Origin of the sequence: Streptomyces sp. M41(2017) (assembly GCF_002078175.1) — a bacterium.
Classification (GTDB): Bacteria; Actinomycetota; Actinomycetes; order Streptomycetales; family Streptomycetaceae; genus Streptomyces.
The window spans coordinates 5,566,251-5,584,985 of the sequence record NZ_MWFK01000001.1 but is presented as its reverse complement, the minus strand read 5'-3'; the positions used below and the strand labels follow the sequence as shown (position 1 = coordinate 5,584,985).

18 protein-coding genes are annotated in these 18,735 nt (G+C 69.5%); 5 read left to right on the top strand and 13 right to left on the bottom strand.

Annotated elements, in window-relative coordinates; translation table 11 throughout:
- Positions 1 to 253: 253 nt before the first annotated feature.
- The 5 genes from B0675_RS24470 to B0675_RS24450 all read right to left on the bottom strand — a co-directional run bounded on the left by B0675_RS24470 (position 254) and on the right by B0675_RS24450 (position 5,510).
- Positions 254 to 1,285, bottom strand: coding sequence for an NlpC/P60 family protein (locus tag B0675_RS24470; RefSeq protein ID WP_081221083.1), 1,032 nt, complete (start codon positions 1,283 to 1,285; stop codon positions 254 to 256).
- A 310-nt stretch (positions 1,286 to 1,595) separates the two neighbouring features.
- Entirely contained in the window at positions 1,596 to 3,146 is a 1,551-nt protein-coding gene (locus B0675_RS42060; RefSeq protein WP_241539861.1) for a methyltransferase domain-containing protein, read from the bottom strand.
- Between the two features lie 423 nt (positions 3,147 to 3,569).
- Positions 3,570 to 3,776, bottom strand: coding sequence for a hypothetical protein (locus B0675_RS41030; protein ID WP_143661086.1), 207 nt, complete (start codon positions 3,774 to 3,776; stop codon positions 3,570 to 3,572).
- Between the two features lie 163 nt (positions 3,777 to 3,939).
- Positions 3,940 to 4,899 carry a nitronate monooxygenase gene (locus B0675_RS24455; protein ID WP_081221081.1) on the bottom strand — a complete coding sequence of 320 codons (960 nt, stop codon included), beginning with the start codon at positions 4,897 to 4,899 and terminating at the stop codon, positions 3,940 to 3,942.
- Positions 4,896 to 5,510, bottom strand: a complete 615-nt coding sequence (locus B0675_RS24450) for a redoxin domain-containing protein (protein ID WP_081221079.1) — start codon at positions 5,508 to 5,510, stop codon at positions 4,896 to 4,898. The genes B0675_RS24455 and B0675_RS24450 overlap by 4 nt, the downstream gene beginning before the upstream one ends.
- 301 nt (positions 5,511 to 5,811) lie before the next feature.
- Between B0675_RS24450 and B0675_RS24445 the strand changes: the two genes are divergently transcribed.
- Positions 5,812 to 6,291, top strand: a complete 480-nt coding sequence (locus B0675_RS24445) for a VOC family protein (protein ID WP_081221078.1) — start codon at positions 5,812 to 5,814, stop codon at positions 6,289 to 6,291.
- Positions 6,292 to 6,331: 40 nt separating this feature from the next.
- Here B0675_RS24445 and B0675_RS24440 read toward each other — a convergent pair whose 3' ends face one another.
- A complete protein-coding gene (locus tag B0675_RS24440; protein ID WP_081221076.1) occupies positions 6,332 to 7,666 on the bottom strand; it encodes a PLP-dependent aminotransferase family protein in 1,335 nt (444 codons plus the stop codon).
- A 103-nt stretch (positions 7,667 to 7,769) separates the two neighbouring features.
- On the opposite strand from B0675_RS24440, the gene B0675_RS24435 reads away from it, so the two are divergent.
- A complete protein-coding gene (locus B0675_RS24435; protein ID WP_081221075.1) occupies positions 7,770 to 8,576 on the top strand; it encodes a crotonase/enoyl-CoA hydratase family protein in 807 nt (268 codons plus the stop codon).
- 265 nt (positions 8,577 to 8,841) lie between these two features.
- Here B0675_RS24435 and uvrA read toward each other — a convergent pair whose 3' ends face one another.
- Both uvrA and B0675_RS41430 read right to left on the bottom strand, forming a co-directional pair.
- Entirely contained in the window at positions 8,842 to 11,310 is a 2,469-nt protein-coding gene (gene uvrA / locus B0675_RS24430) for an excinuclease ABC subunit UvrA (protein ID WP_081221073.1), read from the bottom strand.
- 9 nt (positions 11,311 to 11,319) lie between these two features.
- The gene (locus tag B0675_RS41430; protein ID WP_179165357.1) at positions 11,320 to 11,592 is read right to left on the bottom strand and encodes a hypothetical protein; all 273 of its coding nucleotides are present in this window, start codon (positions 11,590 to 11,592) and stop codon (positions 11,320 to 11,322) included.
- Between the two features lie 18 nt (positions 11,593 to 11,610).
- Here B0675_RS41430 and B0675_RS24425 point away from each other — a divergent pair, with 18 nt between their 5' ends.
- From B0675_RS24425 to B0675_RS24415, 3 genes are all read left to right on the top strand, one after another.
- Positions 11,611 to 11,904 (top strand): DUF1330 domain-containing protein, encoded by a 294-nt coding sequence (locus B0675_RS24425; RefSeq protein WP_081221071.1) that lies wholly within the window; start codon positions 11,611 to 11,613, stop codon positions 11,902 to 11,904.
- A gap of 237 nt (positions 11,905 to 12,141) precedes the next feature.
- Positions 12,142 to 12,411 carry a GlsB/YeaQ/YmgE family stress response membrane protein gene (locus B0675_RS24420; RefSeq protein WP_081221068.1) on the top strand — a complete coding sequence of 90 codons (270 nt, stop codon included), beginning with the start codon at positions 12,142 to 12,144 and terminating at the stop codon, positions 12,409 to 12,411.
- A 213-nt stretch (positions 12,412 to 12,624) separates the two neighbouring features.
- Positions 12,625 to 13,122, top strand: a complete 498-nt coding sequence (locus B0675_RS24415) for a MarR family transcriptional regulator (RefSeq protein WP_081221989.1) — start codon at positions 12,625 to 12,627, stop codon at positions 13,120 to 13,122.
- Positions 13,123 to 13,219: 97 nt separating this feature from the next.
- Here B0675_RS24415 and B0675_RS24410 read toward each other — a convergent pair whose 3' ends face one another.
- From B0675_RS24410 to B0675_RS24390, 5 genes are all read right to left on the bottom strand, one after another.
- Entirely contained in the window at positions 13,220 to 14,386 is a 1,167-nt protein-coding gene (locus B0675_RS24410; RefSeq protein ID WP_081221066.1) for a PP2C family protein-serine/threonine phosphatase, read from the bottom strand.
- Positions 14,387 to 14,733: 347 nt separating this feature from the next.
- Positions 14,734 to 15,264, bottom strand: coding sequence for a MarR family transcriptional regulator (locus B0675_RS24405; RefSeq protein WP_081221064.1), 531 nt, complete (start codon positions 15,262 to 15,264; stop codon positions 14,734 to 14,736).
- Positions 15,265 to 15,324: 60 nt separating this feature from the next.
- The gene (locus tag B0675_RS24400; protein ID WP_081221062.1) at positions 15,325 to 15,813 is read right to left on the bottom strand and encodes an STAS domain-containing protein; all 489 of its coding nucleotides are present in this window, start codon (positions 15,811 to 15,813) and stop codon (positions 15,325 to 15,327) included.
- Positions 15,810 to 16,892, bottom strand: a complete 1,083-nt coding sequence (locus B0675_RS24395; protein ID WP_081221060.1) for a B12-binding domain-containing protein — start codon at positions 16,890 to 16,892, stop codon at positions 15,810 to 15,812. Before B0675_RS24395 ends, B0675_RS24400 begins: the two co-directional genes overlap by 4 nt.
- Positions 16,889 to 18,454, bottom strand: coding sequence for a PP2C family protein-serine/threonine phosphatase (locus tag B0675_RS24390; RefSeq protein WP_107482834.1), 1,566 nt, complete (start codon positions 18,452 to 18,454; stop codon positions 16,889 to 16,891). Before B0675_RS24390 ends, B0675_RS24395 begins: the two co-directional genes overlap by 4 nt.
- Between the last annotated feature and the right edge of the window lie 281 nt (positions 18,455 to 18,735).

The following is an 18,735-nucleotide window of genomic DNA, read 5'->3' as shown; positions in this document are numbered from 1 at the left end:
GGTTGCCCGGAGGGAGAGGGCGGCTCAAGCCGAGGGTGCAGGCCGGTCGAAGGCCGAGGTTCCGGCCGACCTTCGATGCCACTGACACGCATCGTGTGGCAGCTCATACTCGCCCAGCACCTTCGCCGTGAGATGCCGGCCGTCGCGGGTCACCAGCAGAGCGGGCCCGCCCGCTGCCCCACGCCGACTCGTCCCGCCCGAGAAGTGGCGGCATGCTCGCTCAACCCGCGATGCGGACGAACGGCATGCTCGCTCAACCCGCGATGCGGACGCCGAACTGGAAGGATCCGATGGTGCTCATCGACTCGTAGCGGACGTAGGCGCCCGGGTACGGGGCGTGCAGCACCTGGTTGTTGCCCGCGTAGAGGCCGACATGCTCGGTGTTGTTGAAGAAGACGAGGTCACCGGGCTTGAGCGCGCTCATGCCGATCCGCGTTCCGTCGTTGACCTGCGTGTAGGTGACACGGGATATCTGGACGCCGGCCTCGCCGTACGCCCACTGCGTGAGACCCGAGCAGTCGTAGGAGCCGGGGCCCGTGCCGCCCCGGGCGTACGGCTTGCCGATCTGCGTGGCGGCGGCGTTCAGCGCGGCGGCGCCGAACGGGGAGGCGGCCACCTCGTTGCCGAGGTCGACCTGCTGCGCCGCTGTCCGACTGGCCTTCTGTTCGGCGTGGGCGATCTCTTGGCGTTCGGCTGCGGTCAGCGTGTTCAGCAGCTTCTGCGCCTTGTTGAGCTTGTCCTGCACCACTTTCTTCTTTTCGCCCAGCTCGGTGCGGGTGTCCGCGAGGTCCTTGAGCTTGAGCGTGGCCTCGGCGCGCTGCTGGGCCAGCTCGCGCTGCTTCGCCTGGACCTTCTGCAGCGACGTCAGCTGCTGCGCGGAGAGCGACTCCAGCGTTGACGCCTTGTCGAGGTAGTCGTCGGGGTCCGCGGAGAGCAGCAGTTGAACGGACGGGTCGATGCCGCCGGAACGGTACTGGGCGCTGGCCATCGCGCCGATGCCCTCGCGCAGTTCGTTGAGCTCGTCCTGCTCGCGGGCGACCTGGCTCTGCAGCAGCCCGATCTCCTTCTGCAGCTTCTCCTGCTTCTCCTTGGCCCCGTCGTACTGGTTGGTGGCCCGCTCCGCCTCTTTGTAGAGCTTGTCGACCTCGGACTTCACCTCGCTCTTCGTGGGCTTGGGGGCCGCGTTGGCGGCCTGCGAGGTGAGTGCCACGGCAGCGGCGGCGGTCGCGGTCATCACCGTCACGCGGGCGCGACTGGGTGACTTGGGTCGGCGGTGAAGCGCCATGAAGACAAGCTCCTTCTTCCGTCAGCGCCCGCGCAACTGCCCGTGAACGGCGCACCCTTCATCGGCACTCGCCCCTTGCGTGCGATTGTCCGTGCGAAGGTTCGAGACCTCACCTTAGTGATCTTCTTGTGACCGTTTCAAAGTTTGACGAGAACAGTTGCGATCACCTTCCGCACCTATTGAGCACAAATCGATCACAACCTGCCTGCTGGTTAGGCACGTCCGCGGCATGGCCCTCCTGGCCCGACGCACACGTGTACCGCGCCGTCACAGACAACGGCCTTGTTCGTGCGGCGTGCGGCGTCGGCGCTCAGTCCCGGGACGCCACCACCCTGGTGAGGGTCAACAGACGCTCCGTGTCGGCGACGATCGGGTCCTCCCGAGCCGGGCCTGCTGTCCACTCGGGGTCGGCGAACTCCGCGCAGGCGCGGTTCCACAGCAACCACTCCCGCCGGCCGTCCTCCAAGGCGTCCGCGGTCTCCACCGTGACCACTCCGCTGCGCTCCCAGTTTCGCCTCCACCACTGGGCGGTCCGGAACGTCCAGAAGTCCGCCTCGGCCGCCCACGGTGTCAGATGCTCCGGCACCGGCTCGGCGTCGAAGTCGACCCGAGTGCCCGGTGCCGCCATCGCGATCTGCCCGCCGGGCCGAACGCACCGTGCCAGCGTCGGTAGGTAGCGGACGTCCGTCCCGAAGTAGTGATATGCGTCGACACTCACGACTGCGTCGAAGTAGCCTGCAGCAAAGGGGAGTTCGTGTGCCTCGACGCTGAGGGGCATCACCGTCCCCGCACCGGTGCCGACCTCCCGTACCCGTCGCCAGTTGTCTCCGGGGGCTGTCCACAGGTCGGCCGCTGTGACGTGCACGCCGAACTCACGGGCCAGGAACACCGAGGTGACAGCCGTCCCGCAACCGAGGTCGAGCACGCGCATCCCCGGCTCCAGCCGCATCGCTCCGGTCAGCCACTCCATGAGCCAGAGCGGATGCGGTCCCATCACGTTGGCCATCACCCAGGCAGGGTCGTACGCCGCACTGCGCGGATACGCCGGCAGCGCCAACCGATCGGCCAGTACCCCCGGTTCGGCCACCGGCCACGCCCACAGCGAGACCCGCCCGCTGCCGTCGCCCGCCTCGCTCGGCTTCCGCGAGGCCACGACGCGTACGATCTCCAGCGTCTCCCCCGCGTCCGCCCGCAGCAGTGCGACGACTCCGGCCGTACGCTCCCCGGGACCGGTCTCCAGCACCGCCTCCTCCCAGGCGAGCCAGTGCGCCGCACCGTCCGGGAGGAAGTCCGCACGATCGACGTCCACCTTCCCCGAGGACTCCCAAAGCCGCCGCCACCACTGCGGGGTGTGATAGCCGTTGAACTCCCAGTCCCACCACCGCGCGAGGTGCTCGGGCGCACGGCCGGCCAGCTCGCGCCTCACCCCCGGCGTGACCACGCCGATCTGCCCGCCTGGCCGCACGAACCGCAGCAGGGACGGCAGGAACCAGTGGTCCGTGCCGAAGTACTCGTAGGCATCGACGCACACCACGGCGTCGAAATACCCCTCGGCGAACTTGAGGTCGTGCGCGTCGACGCGCAGCGGGACGACCGAGTCCTCGACGCCGGCGGCGCAGATCCGCTCCCAGTTGTCGGACGGGTCGATCCACAGGTCTGCGGCAGTCACGTGGACGCCGTACTCGCGGGCGAGGAAGACGGAGGTCAGGGCGCGCCCGCAGCCGAGGTCGAGGACGCGCATGCCCGGCCGGAGATCCATCGTGGCGGTGAGCTCCTCGACGAGCCAGAGGGGGTTGGGCCCCATCTGATTCTCCAGCACCCAGTCGGCCGGGTACGCCCCGGCGCGTGGCGCACTGCTCACGGCTATACGTTTCTGAAACTGCGTCAGGTCAAACGAAGAGTCGCTCATGGCGTAAAGAAGGTCCCTTGTCGAGAGATCAAGGACCCGGAGAACTGAACGGACGAGAGGTCGTGTGCGTCAGCCCCGGGCCCGGCAGGCGGGGATGGCGGAAGCACTGCACGCGGCAGCGCCGAACCCGGCGTTCATCAACCCACCTCCTCATGCCTCGAATGGCTCACAGACCGACGTCGCGCACGATAGCAGGCAGACCACCCTCAAGAGCCGAAAACTTCCCGGCCTGGGGGACGAAGCACGCGTGGCCCCCTCTAAGGACCCGTGCCCCGGACGCATGGGCATCACGGCCCCCGCCACGAGGACTGCTGCCCTGACCGCGGACCAGAGAGCCGGGCGGTCTCAGCCGTCAGGGGTCGGACGTCACAGCCGTCAGGGACTGCGTCGCCGGCTGGTTGCGAACAGGATCAACGCGGTGAGCGCGGTGAGTACGGCCACGATGACGGCGGCCTGCGGCTCGATGACGGCCAGGACGATGAACAGGGCCACGGCCAGAATGCACCCCGCGACAACGCGGCTATTGCTGGTTCGGCGCGTGCGCTTCGGGTCCTTCCATGGGTCGCCTTCGTGGAACGCCATCGACGCCTCCCGGGCCGGGTCTCACCTTCCAGGGTGCGCCGGATGGGCGGGTCCCGCACGGCGGAAACAGAGCCGTGCGGTCGGCGGAAGCGGGTACCGGGCTTGCCTCCCTGAGCGGGCAACGCTGTTCGCGCCGGTCCGTGCGCTCAGAAGGCTTGCGGAGTCAGATCCGAGAGGTGAGCTCCGCGACGATGTCCGCCGCGGGCTGCGACCTCCTCGCGAGTGCGACACTCTGCCCTGCCCACATCGAGAGCGCCTCGATGTCACCCGTGGTCCCGGCCATGGGCGGCGCCGGTTCGTAGCGGACGATCGCCTCGCCGGAGCTGAAGTGCGCGATCACGTCGCCGGCGCCCGGGCGCTGCGCGAGCGGAGGGCTGCCCGCGGCCTGCCAGGCGTCGGCGGTCGAGTTGCGCAGCGCGCGGTGGGGAGAGTCGGGCCATCCGACCGAGTACAGGTCGGCGTACCGCTGCGGGTCGGTCTCCGCCGCGGCGATCAGGCGGCGCCGGTAGTCGTCGTGGATCGGCATCTCCTCGGCCAGCAGGAACCGCGTGCCCAGCCAGGCGGCCTGCGCACCCAGCGCCAGCACCGCCGCGACGCCCCGCGCATCGCCGATGCCGCCGGCCGCGATCACCGGTACCGGCGCCACCGCGTCCACCACGGCCGGCACCAGAGGCAGCGTCGCGACGGTGCCCCACACGTGCCCGCCGGACTCCCAGCCCTGCGCCACGACCACGTCCACGCCGGCGTCGACCGCCCGCCGCGCCTCCTCCGCGGTACCGACCGTGTGCAGGACGATCCCTCCGGCGTCGTGGACCTGCTCGGTGTAGCCGCTCGGGTCGCCCATGAAGAACGACACGATCCGCAGTCCGGCGTCAAGGGCCTGATCGAGGCGGCGGTGCCGATCCTCGGTCAGCACGAGATTGCCGCAGAACGGCCGCTCGGTCAGCGCCGCCGTCTCACGGACCACAGCCGCGACATCGTCCGCCCACGTCAGCGTCAGCATGCCGAGCGCGCCGGCGTTCGACACCGCCGCGGCCAGCGCGGGAACAGCGACCATGGGCGCCAGGACGATCGGCTGCTCGATCCCGAGCAGGGCGCACACCGGCGTGGGCATCGTGCTCATCCCTCGCCCTCCGGGACATAGGAGTTGGGCATCGACTCGGGGGCCCGGCGATCCCACCCGTGGAACTTCGCGTAGTCGCCCGCGTCCCACGCTTCGCGCAGTCCCGGGCTGCTCAGATCCCAGTCCGGGCGCATCTCGCGGGTGGCCGTCCGCAGGTCGTGCCACAGGTCGTCGAACGACGGGCGCCCCCAGAACCAGTAACCGTTGTAGACGCTGTGGACCACCAGCCCCGGCTTGAGCACGAGCGTGTGCGGGATCATCGGGTCGTGCTCGGGGTCGGTGTACTCCTGGATGTCCAGAGCCTGCTGGACGGTCCGCTCGGGGTCGGACAGGAAGGGCCACTGCGCGCCGACGGAGGCACGGAACTCCTGCAGCGTGTGATGGTCGTCGGTGGCGATCGTGGCCACCTGCGTATAGGCCACCGCGATCTTCGGGTAGTTCTCGGCGAGTTCCCGGTGCTGCCAGTTCTCCTTCGGACAGTAGTGGCCACGCGCGAGCGTCAGGATCAACGGGTCCCCGCCCTGGATCTCACTCAGCGTGCGGACGGTGCCGGTGTGGTCGGGCAGCGCGAAATCGGGGAAGGTCCCGCCCGGGACGATGTCGGAACGCACGGGATGACCGCCTCTCCTGCGATGCCGCGGGTGCTGCCCACACACGGCCTGGCGCAGTATCTGTGTGCTGTACGTCAGGACATGACTGTGCGGGGAGGCACGAACGTGCCCGGCCGCTGCCGTTGATGTGTGACCGTCTGCGCTTCCGCACACACCTCCGCGTCGCTCCAATGGCCTTGAGCGGGGAGCCATCCGTGTGGAGCTGCCGGCGAATCGCCCAGGAGGGCGAGCTGGTGAATCACCGGCCGCCTCGAAAGGGGAACCCTCCGTCAAGGCACATCAACGGTCATGAAACCGACAAGTGGAGGCACCAGATGGCCGAACTCCCCCACCGCCAGAAGGAATCCTGCTGGCCCACTTCATCGTCTCGGACGATGTCGAACGCTCCCGACGCTTCTACACCGAAGTGCTCGGCGGCCGGCTGGCCTACTCCGGCCCTGGAGGCCTGACCTACGTCTCACTGGCCAACAGCTGGATCATCATCAACGGCGGCGGAGGCCCGACGGACGACAAGCCGGCGGTCACCCTGGAGACACCACGCGATTCCGGCCGGGTCAGCAGTTTCCTCAACATCCGCGTCAAGGACATCTACCCCTTGTACGAGGAGTGGAGCGCCCGCGGTGCCCAGTTCCTGACGCCGCCGAAACAGCACGAGTACGAGATCCGCTGCTACATCCGTGACCCTGACGGCCATTTGATCGAAGTGGGGCAGGCCACCGACCCGGAGGGAGACTGGACACCGGCTCACTGGCCTCCGGGTTCCCGCACCGGCGATTCCTAGTGAGCTCTCGGATCGCGCGTCGCGCCTCGCCGTCGGCTCATCACGGTGGGACAGCCTCGATCACCTCCCTCAGGCGCCGCAACACCAGTCCGAGTTCCTCTCGAGGTGGCGTGGCGAGCGCCAGGCGGAGTCCTCGGGGGTGATGGGAGCCGGTGGCGAAGGCGTCCGCCGTGGAGACGAGGATGCCCACCTCGGCGAGCAGCGCAGCGACGTGGTCCGGGCGCTGATGGGGCTCCAGGCCGAGCCAGACCATGTAGGAAACCGGGTGCGCCGTGCAGCTCATTCCGGCGAGTGCGGTGCGGGCGATGTCCTGCCGCGCTGCCGCATCGTCCCGCCGGTCCCGTTCCCAGCGGGCGACCGTACCGTCGGCCAGCCAGCCGGTGGCGACCGCGGTGATGAGTCCGGGAGCGCCCCAGGCCGCGAGGCGAAGGCTCCGGGTTACGGTCTCGATGTGAGGGCGGGGCAGCACGGCGAATCCGAACCGCAGGCCGGGAGCGGCGTTCTTGGACAGACCGGCCACGTAGCAGGTTCGTTCGGGGGCGAGGGTGTGCAAGGGCGGAGGTGGCGACGCGTCGAGGAAGGCGTAGGTGCCGTCTTCGACGATCAGGCAGTCGTGGGAGCGGGCGATGGCAACGAAGCGTTCGCGCTGCTCCGTGTCGAGGACCCAGCCGAGTGGGTTGTGCAGGGTGGGGATCGCGTAGATCGCACGCACGGGGCGCGCGCGGCACAGGCTGTCGAGCGCGGCGAGGTCGGGTCCTTTCTCCGTGACGGGGATCGGAACCATGTCGAGTCCGTGGGCGGATGCGAGCAGCTTGATGCCGGGGTAACTGAGTGCGTCGACCGCGAGGACGTCACCGGGCCTGGTCAGGGAGCGCAGCACGGCATCGAGGGCCTGCTGGGTGCCACTCGTGATGACGACGTTCGCCGGTGCCGTGTCGATCCCGCGCTCCAGCAGGTAGGTGGCCACGACCGCTCGCTCGTGCAGGCGGCCGCCCGGCGGGTCCTGGCGCAGCAACGCCTCGACCTCGCCCGAGACGGAGAGGGCACGCAGCGACTGACGCAGTCGGTCGGCCTGTCCCTCCCCCAGTGGCTGGTTGAACGACAAGTCGGCGACTCTCGGGACCGGCAGGACGCGAGACGGCTCAAGGCCGTCGTAACCCGACCGCACCCGAACGAACGTTCCACGCCCGGGCTCCCCCACCACCAGCCCCATGGCGGCGAGTTCGGCGTAGACCCGCGTGGCGGTGGCCAGAGCGATCCGCCGCTCGCGAGTGAGTGCGCGGTGCGTCGGGAGCCGGGTGCCCGCCGGGAGCGTGCCGGATCTGATCGAGGCGGCGAACTCGTCGACGATGGCCTTGTAGGACGATGGCCGCATGGGAAACCCGCGCCCCCCTGTATCCAGGACAATGATTGGATCGCCCTAGGGTACGGCTCCTAGCCTCTGTGCATCCAAGCTCAGCGGGAACGGAGCACGTGGCATGAACGTCCACATCGACCGGGACGAGCACGTCGTCACCCTCACCATCGACAGAGAAAACAAACTCAACGCCCTCGACTACCCGACGATCGACGCGCTGATCGCGGCTCTCGACCACATCGACTCCGACGACTCCGTCCGGGCGGTCGTCCTGACCGGTGCCGGGCGCAGGGCTTTCAGCGCCGGGGCGGACATTCCCTCTCTGGCGGAGAGCATCGCCGGCGGCCCCGAACGCGCCCTCCGCGAGATCGTCCGGCGAGGGCAGACACTGACCCGGCGGATCGAGGAGTTCCCCAAGCCCGTCATCGTCGCCGTCAACGGGCTGGCGTACGGCGGTGGTTGTGAGATCACGGAGGCCGCTCCCTTGGCGATCGCCGCCGAACACGCCGCATTCGCCAAACCGGAGATCTCCCTCGGCTTCCCACCGCCGTTCGGCGGCTCCCAACGGCTGCCGCGGCACGTGGGCCGCAAGCGCGGCCTCGAGATGATTCTGACCGGAGACCCGATCTCGGCCGCGAGGGCCGCACAGATCGGGCTCATCAACGGCGTCGTACCAGGCGACGAACTCCTCGGCGCCGCACGGGACCTGGCCGAACGGATCATCAGGCACGCGCCGACGGCCGTAGCGGCCTGCCTGCGCTCGGTCACCCGCGGCATCAACCTCCCCGTGGACGAAGGACTCGCGGTGGAGGCGGCCTGCTTCGCCGCGACCGTGCGGACCGAGGGCGTACGGACCGGGCTTCAGCACTTCTTCGACCGCACGGCAGAGCGGGCGAACTCCGTCCGCTCAGGACGCGCGAACCCTTGATCCGGCCTCGCATCGGTCACGACTGCACCGGTGTGCTCCCACGTGCCCCGGTGGCGGCGCGGTGGTCGTGCCCGGAAGGGAGGGTGCCGATGCGGCGGCGTGGCCTCTGCCCCGACGCAGCCGTCGAACAACGCGGCCACGGCACGAATCCGCGCCGGAACCGGCATGGGCACGAGCCATGTCCTCCATCAGCCGGAACGCCGTCGAACGACGCGCGCGCTCCGACGCGCCACCGCGTGCGACCGGCGCTCGGGCCGCGTGGCGGTCAGGAGCGTGCGAGCCGGGCAGCGAGGTAGGGCGCCGTGACGCTGCGGCGGGCCTTTGCCACCTTGGCCGGCCGGCCGGCCGCGACCACCCGGCCGCCCGCGTCACCTCCGCCCGGCCCGAGGTCGATGACCCAGTCGGCGGAGGCGATCGTGTCCAGGTCGTGCTCGACGAGGACGACCGTGTTGCCGGCGTCGACGAGCCGGTGCAGCTGCCTCAGCAGCAGCGCGATGTCCGAGGGGTGCAGTCCTGCGGTCGGCTCGTCGAGCAGGTAGAGCGCGTGCCCGCGGCGGGCTCGCTGCAGTTCGGTGGCCAGTTTGATGCGTTGTGCCTCACCACCGCTGAGTTCCGTGGCGGGCTGGCCCAGCCGCAGGTAGCCCAGTCCCACCTCGCGCAACGTCTCCAGACTGCGGGAAGCGGCCGGGACGGCGGACAGGAACCGGGCGGCCGCGTCGACGGACAGGGCCAGCACCTCCGCGATGTTCCTGCCGCGGTAGGTGACTTCCAGCGTTTCGGCGTTGTACCGGGCGCCTTCGCAGGTCGGACACGGCGCATAGGTGCCGGGCAGGAAGAGCAGTTCCACCGCGACGAAGCCTTCGCCCTGGCAGGTCTCGCAGCGCCCTTCGGGCACGTTGAAGGAGAACCGCCCGGCCGAGTAGCCGCGCGCCCGCGCCTCGTCCGTCGACGCGTACAGCTTGCGCACCGCGTCGAACATCCCCGTGTACGTGGCCAGGTTGGACCGGGGAGTTCGGCCGATGGGCCGTTGGTCGACCAGGACCAGCCGGTCGAACGACTCGACCCCCGCCGCGTCCTGGACGTCGACCACCAGCCGTGCCTCGTCGGGCTCCTCCGGTTCGAGTCCGAGGTGGTTGCGGACTACCTCGGCGAGCACCTGCGTCACGAGCGTCGACTTTCCGGAGCCGGACACGCCTGTCACCGCGGTCAGCACGCAGAGCGGTACGTCGACGGACACGTCGTGCAGATTGTGGCGGGAGACGCCGCGGAGGTGCAACCAGCCGTGCGGTGTGCGGGGGCGGTGATCGAGGGGCTGGGCGCGCTCGAACAGGTACTGGCTCGTGGCCGACTCGGCGACCGCCTCAAGGCCCGCGACGGGGCCGCTGTACAGGACGCGTCCGCCGCCCTCCCCCGCGCCGGGGCCGATGTCGACCACCCAGTCCGCCCGCCGTACGACGTCCATGTCGTGCTCCACGACGAACAGCGAGTTGCCCGCAGCCTTGAGCCGGTCCAGCACGTCGAGCAGTGGTTCAGCGTCAGCCGGGTGCAGACCCGCGGAGGGTTCGTCGAGGACGTAGACGACGCCGAACAGTCCCGAGCGCAGCTGTGTGGCGATCCGCAGGCGCTGGGCCTCGCCGGGCGACAGGGTCGTCGAGCGGCGGCCGAGGCTGAGGTATCCAAGGCCGAGGTCCAGCAGGACGTCCACCCGCGCGACCAGATCGCCGCAGATCCGGACCGCGGCCTCGGTCGTCTCCCCGGATCGGGCGGTCGATGTGGTGGCGTCGGCCTTGGCCTGCCCGGCGACGGGCCGCAGCAGCGCTACGACCTCGGTGAGCGGCATCGCGTTGACCTCGGCGATGGAACGTCCGGCGAACGTCACGGCGAGCGCCTCGGGCCGCAGTCCGCTGCCGTCGCACTCGGGGCAGGGCACACTCCTGACGAACCGAAGCGCCCGGTCACGCATCTTCTCGCTCTTGGAGTCGGCGAGGACATGCATGACGTGCTTGCGGGCGCTCCAGAACTTGCCCTGGTAGCCGTAGTCGACGCGGTCCTCCTCGGGCTCGATGTACACGGAGGGCTGCTCGTCCGTGTACAGCAGCCAGTCCCGGTCCTTCTTCCTGAGCCTGCGCCACGGCCGGTCGATGTCGATCCCCAGGCCGCTCACCACACTGCGCAGGTTGGCGCCCTGCCAGGCTCCCGGCCAGGCGGCGATCGCCCCCTCGCGGATGCTCAGTGAGGGGTCCGGGACCAGCAGGTCCTCGGTGACGTCGTGCACGACACCCAGCCCGTGGCACTCCGGACATGCGCCGGCCGCGGTGTTGGGAGAGAACGACTCCGCTTCCAGCCGTGCTGCATGGGGTGGATAGGTTCCGGCTCGGGAGTACAGCATGCGCAGCAGATTGGACAGCGTGGTGATCGTGCCGACCGTCGAACGCGAGCTGGGCGCCCCGCGCCGCTGCTGCAGGGCCACAGCGGGCGGCAGCCCGGTGATCTCCTCCACGTGCGGTGCGCCGACCTGGTGCAACAGTCTCCGGGCGTACGGCGCCACGGACTCGAAGTAGCGGCGCTGGGCCTCGGCGTAGAGCGTGCCGAAGGCGAGCGAGGACTTGCCCGAACCGGAGACGCCGGTGAAGGCGACCATCGCGTCCCGCGGAACATCGACATCGATGTTCCGCAGGTTGTTCTCAGTGGCGCCCCGAACATGCACGAAGGGGTCACTCGTGTCCTCGTTCACCCTTCCTGACTACCTCATGGCGCCGGGCACCGCGCGACGGGCGCGCGCCGTGCTGTTCCCGACGATGACACCGGTCATGACGAACGCCGTCAGGGCCAGGGCGAGGGCGACAATGGAGCGTCCGAGGAGTACGGCGGCCAGGGCCACCTCTACCCCGACGACAGCGCCCGCACCACCGTGGCGCTGGGCGGCATCGGCGCCATGGCGATCACGGCGCTGACAAGCCTCGCGCTCGCCCGCCGACGCTCGTCCGAGACCACCCCGTGCGTCGGATGCACTCATCGCGACCATGGAGGTTCCATGCCCAAGGGCTACTGGGTCAGCGCCTATCGCACCATTTCAGACCCTGAGAAACTGGCTGCTTACAACCAGTTGGCCGGTCCGGCCGTCGCGGCCGGGGGCGGCCGTGTCCTCGTCCGGGGCGGGCGGGTCGAGGCGCACGACGCCGGGATCGCCGAGCGCACCGTCCTGATCGAGTTCGACAGCTTCGAGCAGGCCGTCGCGGCACGCGAGAGTGCGGCCTACCAGGAGGCGCTGGTCGCCCTGTCCGACGGCGTCGAGCGTGACTTCCGCATCGTCGAAGGCATCGACTGACAAAGATCCAGTCGGATCGTCACCGAAGCTGAACTTGAAGGCGTCCCGGAGGAGGGGCGTGCAGCGTCGGCACGACATCGCCGCGTCGGCCGCACCCGTGGTGCTCACAGACGGCTTACGGACGGCGAACGTCGTCTCCGGGTATTCGTACACCCGCCTGTGAGGTTTGAGATCGCCGTCACTGAACACACGGAGTTCTGACACAGCCTTTATATGACCAGGTAGGAGACACACTTCATGGGCATCATCGCCTGGATACTCATCGGTCTGCTCGCGGGCATCATCGCCAAGGCGCTCATGCCGGGCAAGGACCCGGGCGGCATCATCATCACGATGCTCATCGGTATCGCGGGAGGTCTCCTCGGCGGCTGGCTCGGCAAGGTCATCTTCGGCGTCGACTCCATCGACGGCTTCTTCGACCTCTCCACCTGGATCGCCGCCATCATCGGCTCGCTGATCCTGCTGGCCCTGTACCGGGTCTTCGCCGGCAACCGCCGCCACGCCTGACCCCAATCCAGGCACCTTCGGCGAAACGGCTCCGCCCTCCCTTCCAGGGGAGGACGGAGCCGCCGCTTTTTGCCTTGCCCTGGTGCCGCCTCGGGCCGTTTCCCTCCCTGGCGACGGAACACGGCGGGACCGCTTGCTCGTCGAGTCCTCGGGTATTGCGTTTGAATGAGTTGTGCTTCATCAATGCTTCGGGCTTACTGAAAGTTGTTGTCCGTGACGCACCTCGACAACCACGGTGACGATCAGACGAGAAGGCCGGGCGATGCCCCCGCGGTCGTCGCCCTGGAGATCTCCGACGCGGTCGAGAGCCTCGCCAACCTGTGGTCCGTTGCCGGGCACGATGCGGCGCTGCGCTTGTCTCTGCCCCAGTCGAAGGCGCTGCGGACCCTCAGCGCGTCACCGGCCCTGAATCTCACGGCGTTGGCCGAGTGGTTGGACATCGGGTTGCCCACAGCCAGTCGGCTCTGTGATCGCCTCGAGGCAGCCGGTCTTGTGGAACGAGCGTCCCATCCGAGCAATCGGCGCGAAGTGCAGCTGCTTCTGACCTCGGCCGGCCAGGGCGTGCTCAGGGATATCGCCGGGCGTCGAACACAAGCGCTCACCGCGGTCCTGGGAGGGATGGCACCGGACGAGCGGGCCGCGCTGAGCATGGGGCTGAAGGCCTTCCTCAAGGCGCGGGGGGCGGCGTCGCCTCGTCCTGGCGTCATGTAGGAGGGCTTCACCGCTGCCTTCGGGCCTCCGAAGTTCCGGCCGCCCCGGAGTATCTGCGGGGAGGCACGTGGTGGGGGCCCGACGGGTGGCGCCGGGCTCAGGATGGTCTCCCGCGCCAGTCCAGGCACAGCACCAGGGCGTCGTCGGTCGCCACGGCCTGACCGCGGTGGCCCGTCAGTTCGCGCAGGACCGCTCGGGGGACGTCGGCGGGGGGAAGGAGCCGGGTGGACAAGATGGCCCGGGTCAGTGCGGCATTCCCGTACGACTCTCCGCCGGGAGAGAAGGCTTCGTAGACGCCGTCGCTCACGAAGACGAGACGATCACCTGGCTCGACCTGGAAGTCCTGGGCCGTGTAGTCCGTCTCTTCGAACATTCCCAGCGGCAGCTGGGCCTCGAAGGAGACGCGCTCGACCGTGCCGTCGCGCAGGCGCAGCACCTGGGGGGATCCGGCGTCCACGACCTGGACCTGACCACTGATCAGGTCGAAGTCGAACATGAGGGACGACAGGTAGCAGCGGCCTCGGTAGTGGGCGTAGACCGCCTGATCGGCCAGGGCGGCCTGGTCGGACAGCCCGATACCGGCCCGTCGGGCGTTGCGCAGGGCGTTGACAGCGAGATTGGTGAGCAGGGATGCCTCCATGCCCTCGCCCATGCCGTTGGAGACGTAGAGGAGGAGCCGGTCGGCGGTCACGGACCAGTCGAAGTTGTCACCGAAGATGGCATAGGCGGGCTCCAATTGCGCACCCAGCTCGTATTCGGGGCAGGCATACGAGCGTCCGGGCAGGAGCTGCCACTGCATCTCGGCAGCCAGGGTCAGCCGGTCCTTGCGGCGCGCTTGCACGTAGAGGTCTGTGTCGCGTTCGGCCACGACGACCTCGTGTCCGAGTACGTCGGCGACCTCGGCCAGTTCCTTCAGGCAGCCGCGTGCGTGTTCCCCACCGGGCAGGCTCACCGCGAGGATGCCGAGGCGGTCTCCTCGAACGGTGACGGGCAGATGGACGCAGACCAGGCCGTCGGACAGGCCTTCGATGAAGGGTTCCTGCGCGCCGAAGGCCCGCCCCGCCGGGCTGTTGTGCACCGAGACCGGCTCCTGGGTGTGCGGGAGCCTGGAGACCGGCTGCAGCACGGTCGTGCCGTAGTCGGCCATGAACAGCTCGACGGCGTCTGCTTCGTATTGCTCGACGAGAACCCGGCGGACCGCGTCGAGCAACTGGTGGGGCGCTGCGGTACGCAGGGCCCGTTCAGCAGCCACGAATCTGTTCATAGTGGTGAGTACGCCGATCTTCTGTGAGGCGGGGGAAGCCTCGGCTCGCGTCGAAGCCCCGGAGGGGTGCGGTGTCGGTGATGCAACCCATCTCTAACCAGCTCGCTCGCCCCGTACGCCGGCGAGCCGTCCTGGTGCCTGCGAGCGGGTGAACCGGACCTCGGGCAGCGTTGTCCGGCGCCGGGTACGGCGTGCGGAAACGACCCCGACCTCGCGATGACGGGCCCGGTGCCGGCCGGACACGGTCCTCCCCCGGCAGCCCGCGCTGCGCGTCGCATCCGACGCCCGCAGTCGTGAAGCGGCGAGTGCGGCGCCATCACGTACGCACGTCCGGATGCCCCGCGCCCTCAGGCGGAATACGCCGCTGTGCCTCGTTGCCCCTCTTCGGGCCTCACACCTTCTTGGACCAGGTGGAGTGCGGGTTGGCTGAGCAGCGCGTGCTGGAGACTGGCGAGACCCTCGGTCAGTGCGATGCGCTGAGGGGAGGGCATGTCGGCCAGGGCCTGGTACAGGAGCCGGTCGCGCAGTTCACGGATCCGGGCCAGTTGGTTGTGGCCGGCCGGGGTGATGGAGAGCAGGACTTCGCGGCGGCTGCCGGGACAGGCGCCGCGCTCGACGAAGCCCATGGCCTGCAGGCGGTCGATCAAGCGGCTGACGGAAGGAGGCGCGGCGCCCAGGACCTGCGTGAGGTCGCGCATGCGAATGCCGTCCTCACGGTCGACCATGCACATCACGCGTAGCTGCGAGGCGGGGATGTAGGGGGGCGGTGTCTGGCTGCGGGCCTGTTCCCAGAGTATGTCGAGGAGTTCGACGATGCTCTGCACCTGTCGGATCGCAGCGTGGACGGGCTCGGAGGCAGGACGGACGCGCTCGGTCATGCGGTTCCCCTCCGAGAGGTTGGGCTCCCTTGACACCGTTTCGGGTGCTCGTATCGGACGTCAGCTGTTGATGCCGGATTCAGCACTGCGAGAGTTGGCAGGGGTGCCGTCTTTGGATGTATGACGATATGCCATGTGCTGGGCATCTGGGAGTCCGTCGACCTCGCCGGCGGTGTCCGTCTCGTGCCGTGCGTGCTCCGGCGCCGTATGTCCTGCGGTCAGGTGGTCGTGGGTGCCGGTGATGTCCAGCAGCCGGTTCAGCGCCGGTGTCCGGTTGTCCAGGGAGAGGGTGACGCCGGCCGCGACGGTCCGGCGGTGGAGCATGAGCAGCATGGCGAGGCCCATGGAGTCGACACCGCTCAGAGCACCGCAGTCCAGATGCAGGTGGCGCAGGCCCGGGTACGCCGCGAGGGATTCGGTTGCCACCGCCAGGAAGTGGTCGGCGCTGTCGTAGTCCAGGAATCCCTCCAGTCCCACATGCACCGCGCCGTCGGTTGCGACGGTGGTCAGGCGCAGGTGGTCGAGGTCGAATCCAACGAGTGGGGTCATACGGTGTTCCTGGTCTCGGGGGCGATCACTGATCCTGCCCGGGTGAGGCGGTCGGCGGCCTGGTGGAGCGTGGACACGGCACGGGGGAAGTCCTTGAGCTGTTCGCCGAGGATGTCCAGGGCCGGGATGAGGGACCGGGCGGGGACCCCGCGGGTGGCGAGGATGCCGGCCGTCCAGCAGATGAAGTCGGTGAAGAGGTCGACGTCGTCGGTGTACAGGGCGGTTGCCAGGAAGTCGACGATGTGCGCGATGTCCTCGGCCGTGCGTTCACGCTGGACGTCCGTGTAGTCCCGCATCGCGGGAAAGCGTTCCTCCAGCGCGGCCATCACCTCGCGCACCAGCCGGGTGCGGGTGCGGGCGACCATCGTGTACTCCTGGTCGGCCAGGTGCGGCAGGTCGTCGATGGGCTGGTGCGCGGTCGCGGGGCGGGGCAGCGGGCCCTGCTCGAGGCGGTCGGCGGCGGCCCGGGCGTCGGGTGCCCAGGCGTCGGCGCCCAGGCTGCGGGCGTACTGACCGTGCCGGCCGAAGGCGGCGCCGCCGGCCAGGACGGGGGTGCCGGTGGCCTGGACCGCGGTGATCGTGGCGTGTGCGGTCGGCAGGCGGACGGGGATCGAGCTGGACAGTGCGACGAAGTCGGGGCCGGTCTGGTGGATGTGGCTGATCAGATGGCTGGTGGGAACCTGCGCGCCGAGATAGTCCACCCTCCAGCCGCGCAGCTTGAGCACCTCGGCGACCAGGCGAGCGGGCAGGCCGTGCCATTCACCGTCCACGCACGCCACGGTCACCCGCCCCCGGACCGCTTGGGTGCGCTGGGCGCAGCGGTAGGACAGGGCCGCGACGGCGCGCTCGTTGATGGCGGTGGCCGCGTGCTCTTGGGCGACCGTGAGACGGTTGGCCGCCCACTCCTCGCCCACCCTCCGCTGCACGGCGCCGATGAGGTCCAGGAGCACGTCCTCCGGCGAGGCTCCGTCGTCGAGGGCGTCGAAGACGGTACGAGTGGCGGTCTCTTCGTCGCCGACTCGGACGGCTTCCCACAGCTGTTCTTCCCGTTGCCGCGGATCGGTTGTGGTTGAGGTCACCCCGTGAACCTGCCCCGAGTGTGGCCGTCCACCGCACTGAGATGGGTGGTCCGCGGCGCAGAGATGATCATGACGGCCATGTCGTCGTGAACGTCGGGGCCCACCCACTGGTCGGCCAGCATCAGCATGTGTTCCACGACGGCCTCGGCGGGCATCCCCGCGCACTGTGCCAGTGCGCGCTTCAGGCGGGCCTGGCCGAACAGTTCACTGCCCAAGGGCCCGCCCTTGGCCTCGGTGAAGCCGTCGGTGAACAGCACGCAGAAGTCCCCGGGCTCGAGCGTCTCCTGCGCGGTCGACGCCCGGGCTGCGGGAAGAACACCGACGAGGGTCCCTCGCGACCTGCCTTCCTCGACCGTGCCGTCGCCCCGCACGATCAGAGCCGGCTCATGTCCCGCGCTGGTCACCCGCAGACGCACACCGCTCCCCTCCCGCACGACGGACGCCATGGTCAGTGTGACGAAGCGAGTGGCATGCGAGTTCAGGAGTGCGCTGTTCAGGAGGTCGATCACGCGTTGATGGTCGTCGGCCATCGGGAGCAGGGCTTGCAGGGTGTTGCGGATCTTCCCGGTCAGCACGGCGGCCTCGAGGCCCTTGCCGCAGACGTCACCCAGAACGGCGAAGGACTCCTCGCCGTCGGCGGCTGCGGGGTGGACGTCGTAGAAGTCGCCGCCGACCCGGTCCTGGTCCCTCGCCGCCCTGTAGCCGCCGGCGAACTCCACCCCGGAGACCCGGTGCAGGACCGGCGGGAGCAGGTCCCGCATGAGGGTCTGGGCGAGTGAGGACTGCTCCACGTACAGGCGGGCCGCGGACATGGCCGCACCGGCCCGGGCGGCGAACAGGCGGGCGAAGACTTCCTCGTCCGCGCTGAAAGCGGCTTCTCCGCTGCGCCGCAGGAGAACGAGAGCGCCGGCCGGAACTCCATGGCCGGGCAGGGGGGTGATGACGATGGAACCGACCGGGCCGAAGCCGTCCGGGACCAGCCAGCTCGGCGCGGAGGCGGGGTCTATCCACCGGGAGGGCACCGGCGGGAAGCCCTGCAGGGCTTCCCCCAGGCCGGGAACGTCCTCGGGGTCGACGTTCCATGTGAACCGTTGCGGTGCCTCGCCGGTCAGGCACAGGACGACCGGCAGAACGCGCCCGGCGCGGGGCGCGATGACCAGGGCGGCATCGGCGAGGTATTCGGCGGCGAGTTGAGCGGTCACGTCCATGCAGCGCTCCAGATTCAATGACGAGAGCAGCATGTTGGACGCCTCGGTCAGGAACGCGGTCCGCTCGCGTTCCATCCGCAGCGCCTCGCGGGCCAGGTGGTGATCGGTGTCGTCCACCAGCCACCAGACGACGTCGCCGTCGTGCTGCACCGTGGAGTGAGCCTCGTAGGTGCGCTCCCCCACCGGTCCGGACAGCGCGTCACCCGGGTGAGAGCCGGCCCGCACCCGGTGCGCGTGACCGTCCGAGAGCCACGCCGGAACGCTCCCGGCCAGGGGCGCGCCGGAGCGAAGGGCAGGCAGAAGGCTGCCGGCCCGGGGGTTCGCGTGGCGTACCGTGCCGGCCCGGTCGACGATCACAACCGGGTACGGCGCACACGTCCATACCGCGTCTGCCGGAGCGTCGGCGCTCACGGCAGGGCCCTGCTCGATGGAAGTCACAAACACGAAGGCCCGCTGAGCGAACCCCTCACCTCATCCGGTCGATGAATTATTGCCTCACGGCAACCATCCTCCACGGTTCCCCGTCCTGGCAACCCGCTCCGGCCTCACGGGCGCCTCCGGCCGGCGTGAGGCCGCCGGAACAGCGGGCCGAACGTGGCGCTGTCGCGGGGTGAGTCCGGCCTTTCAGGCCTCGG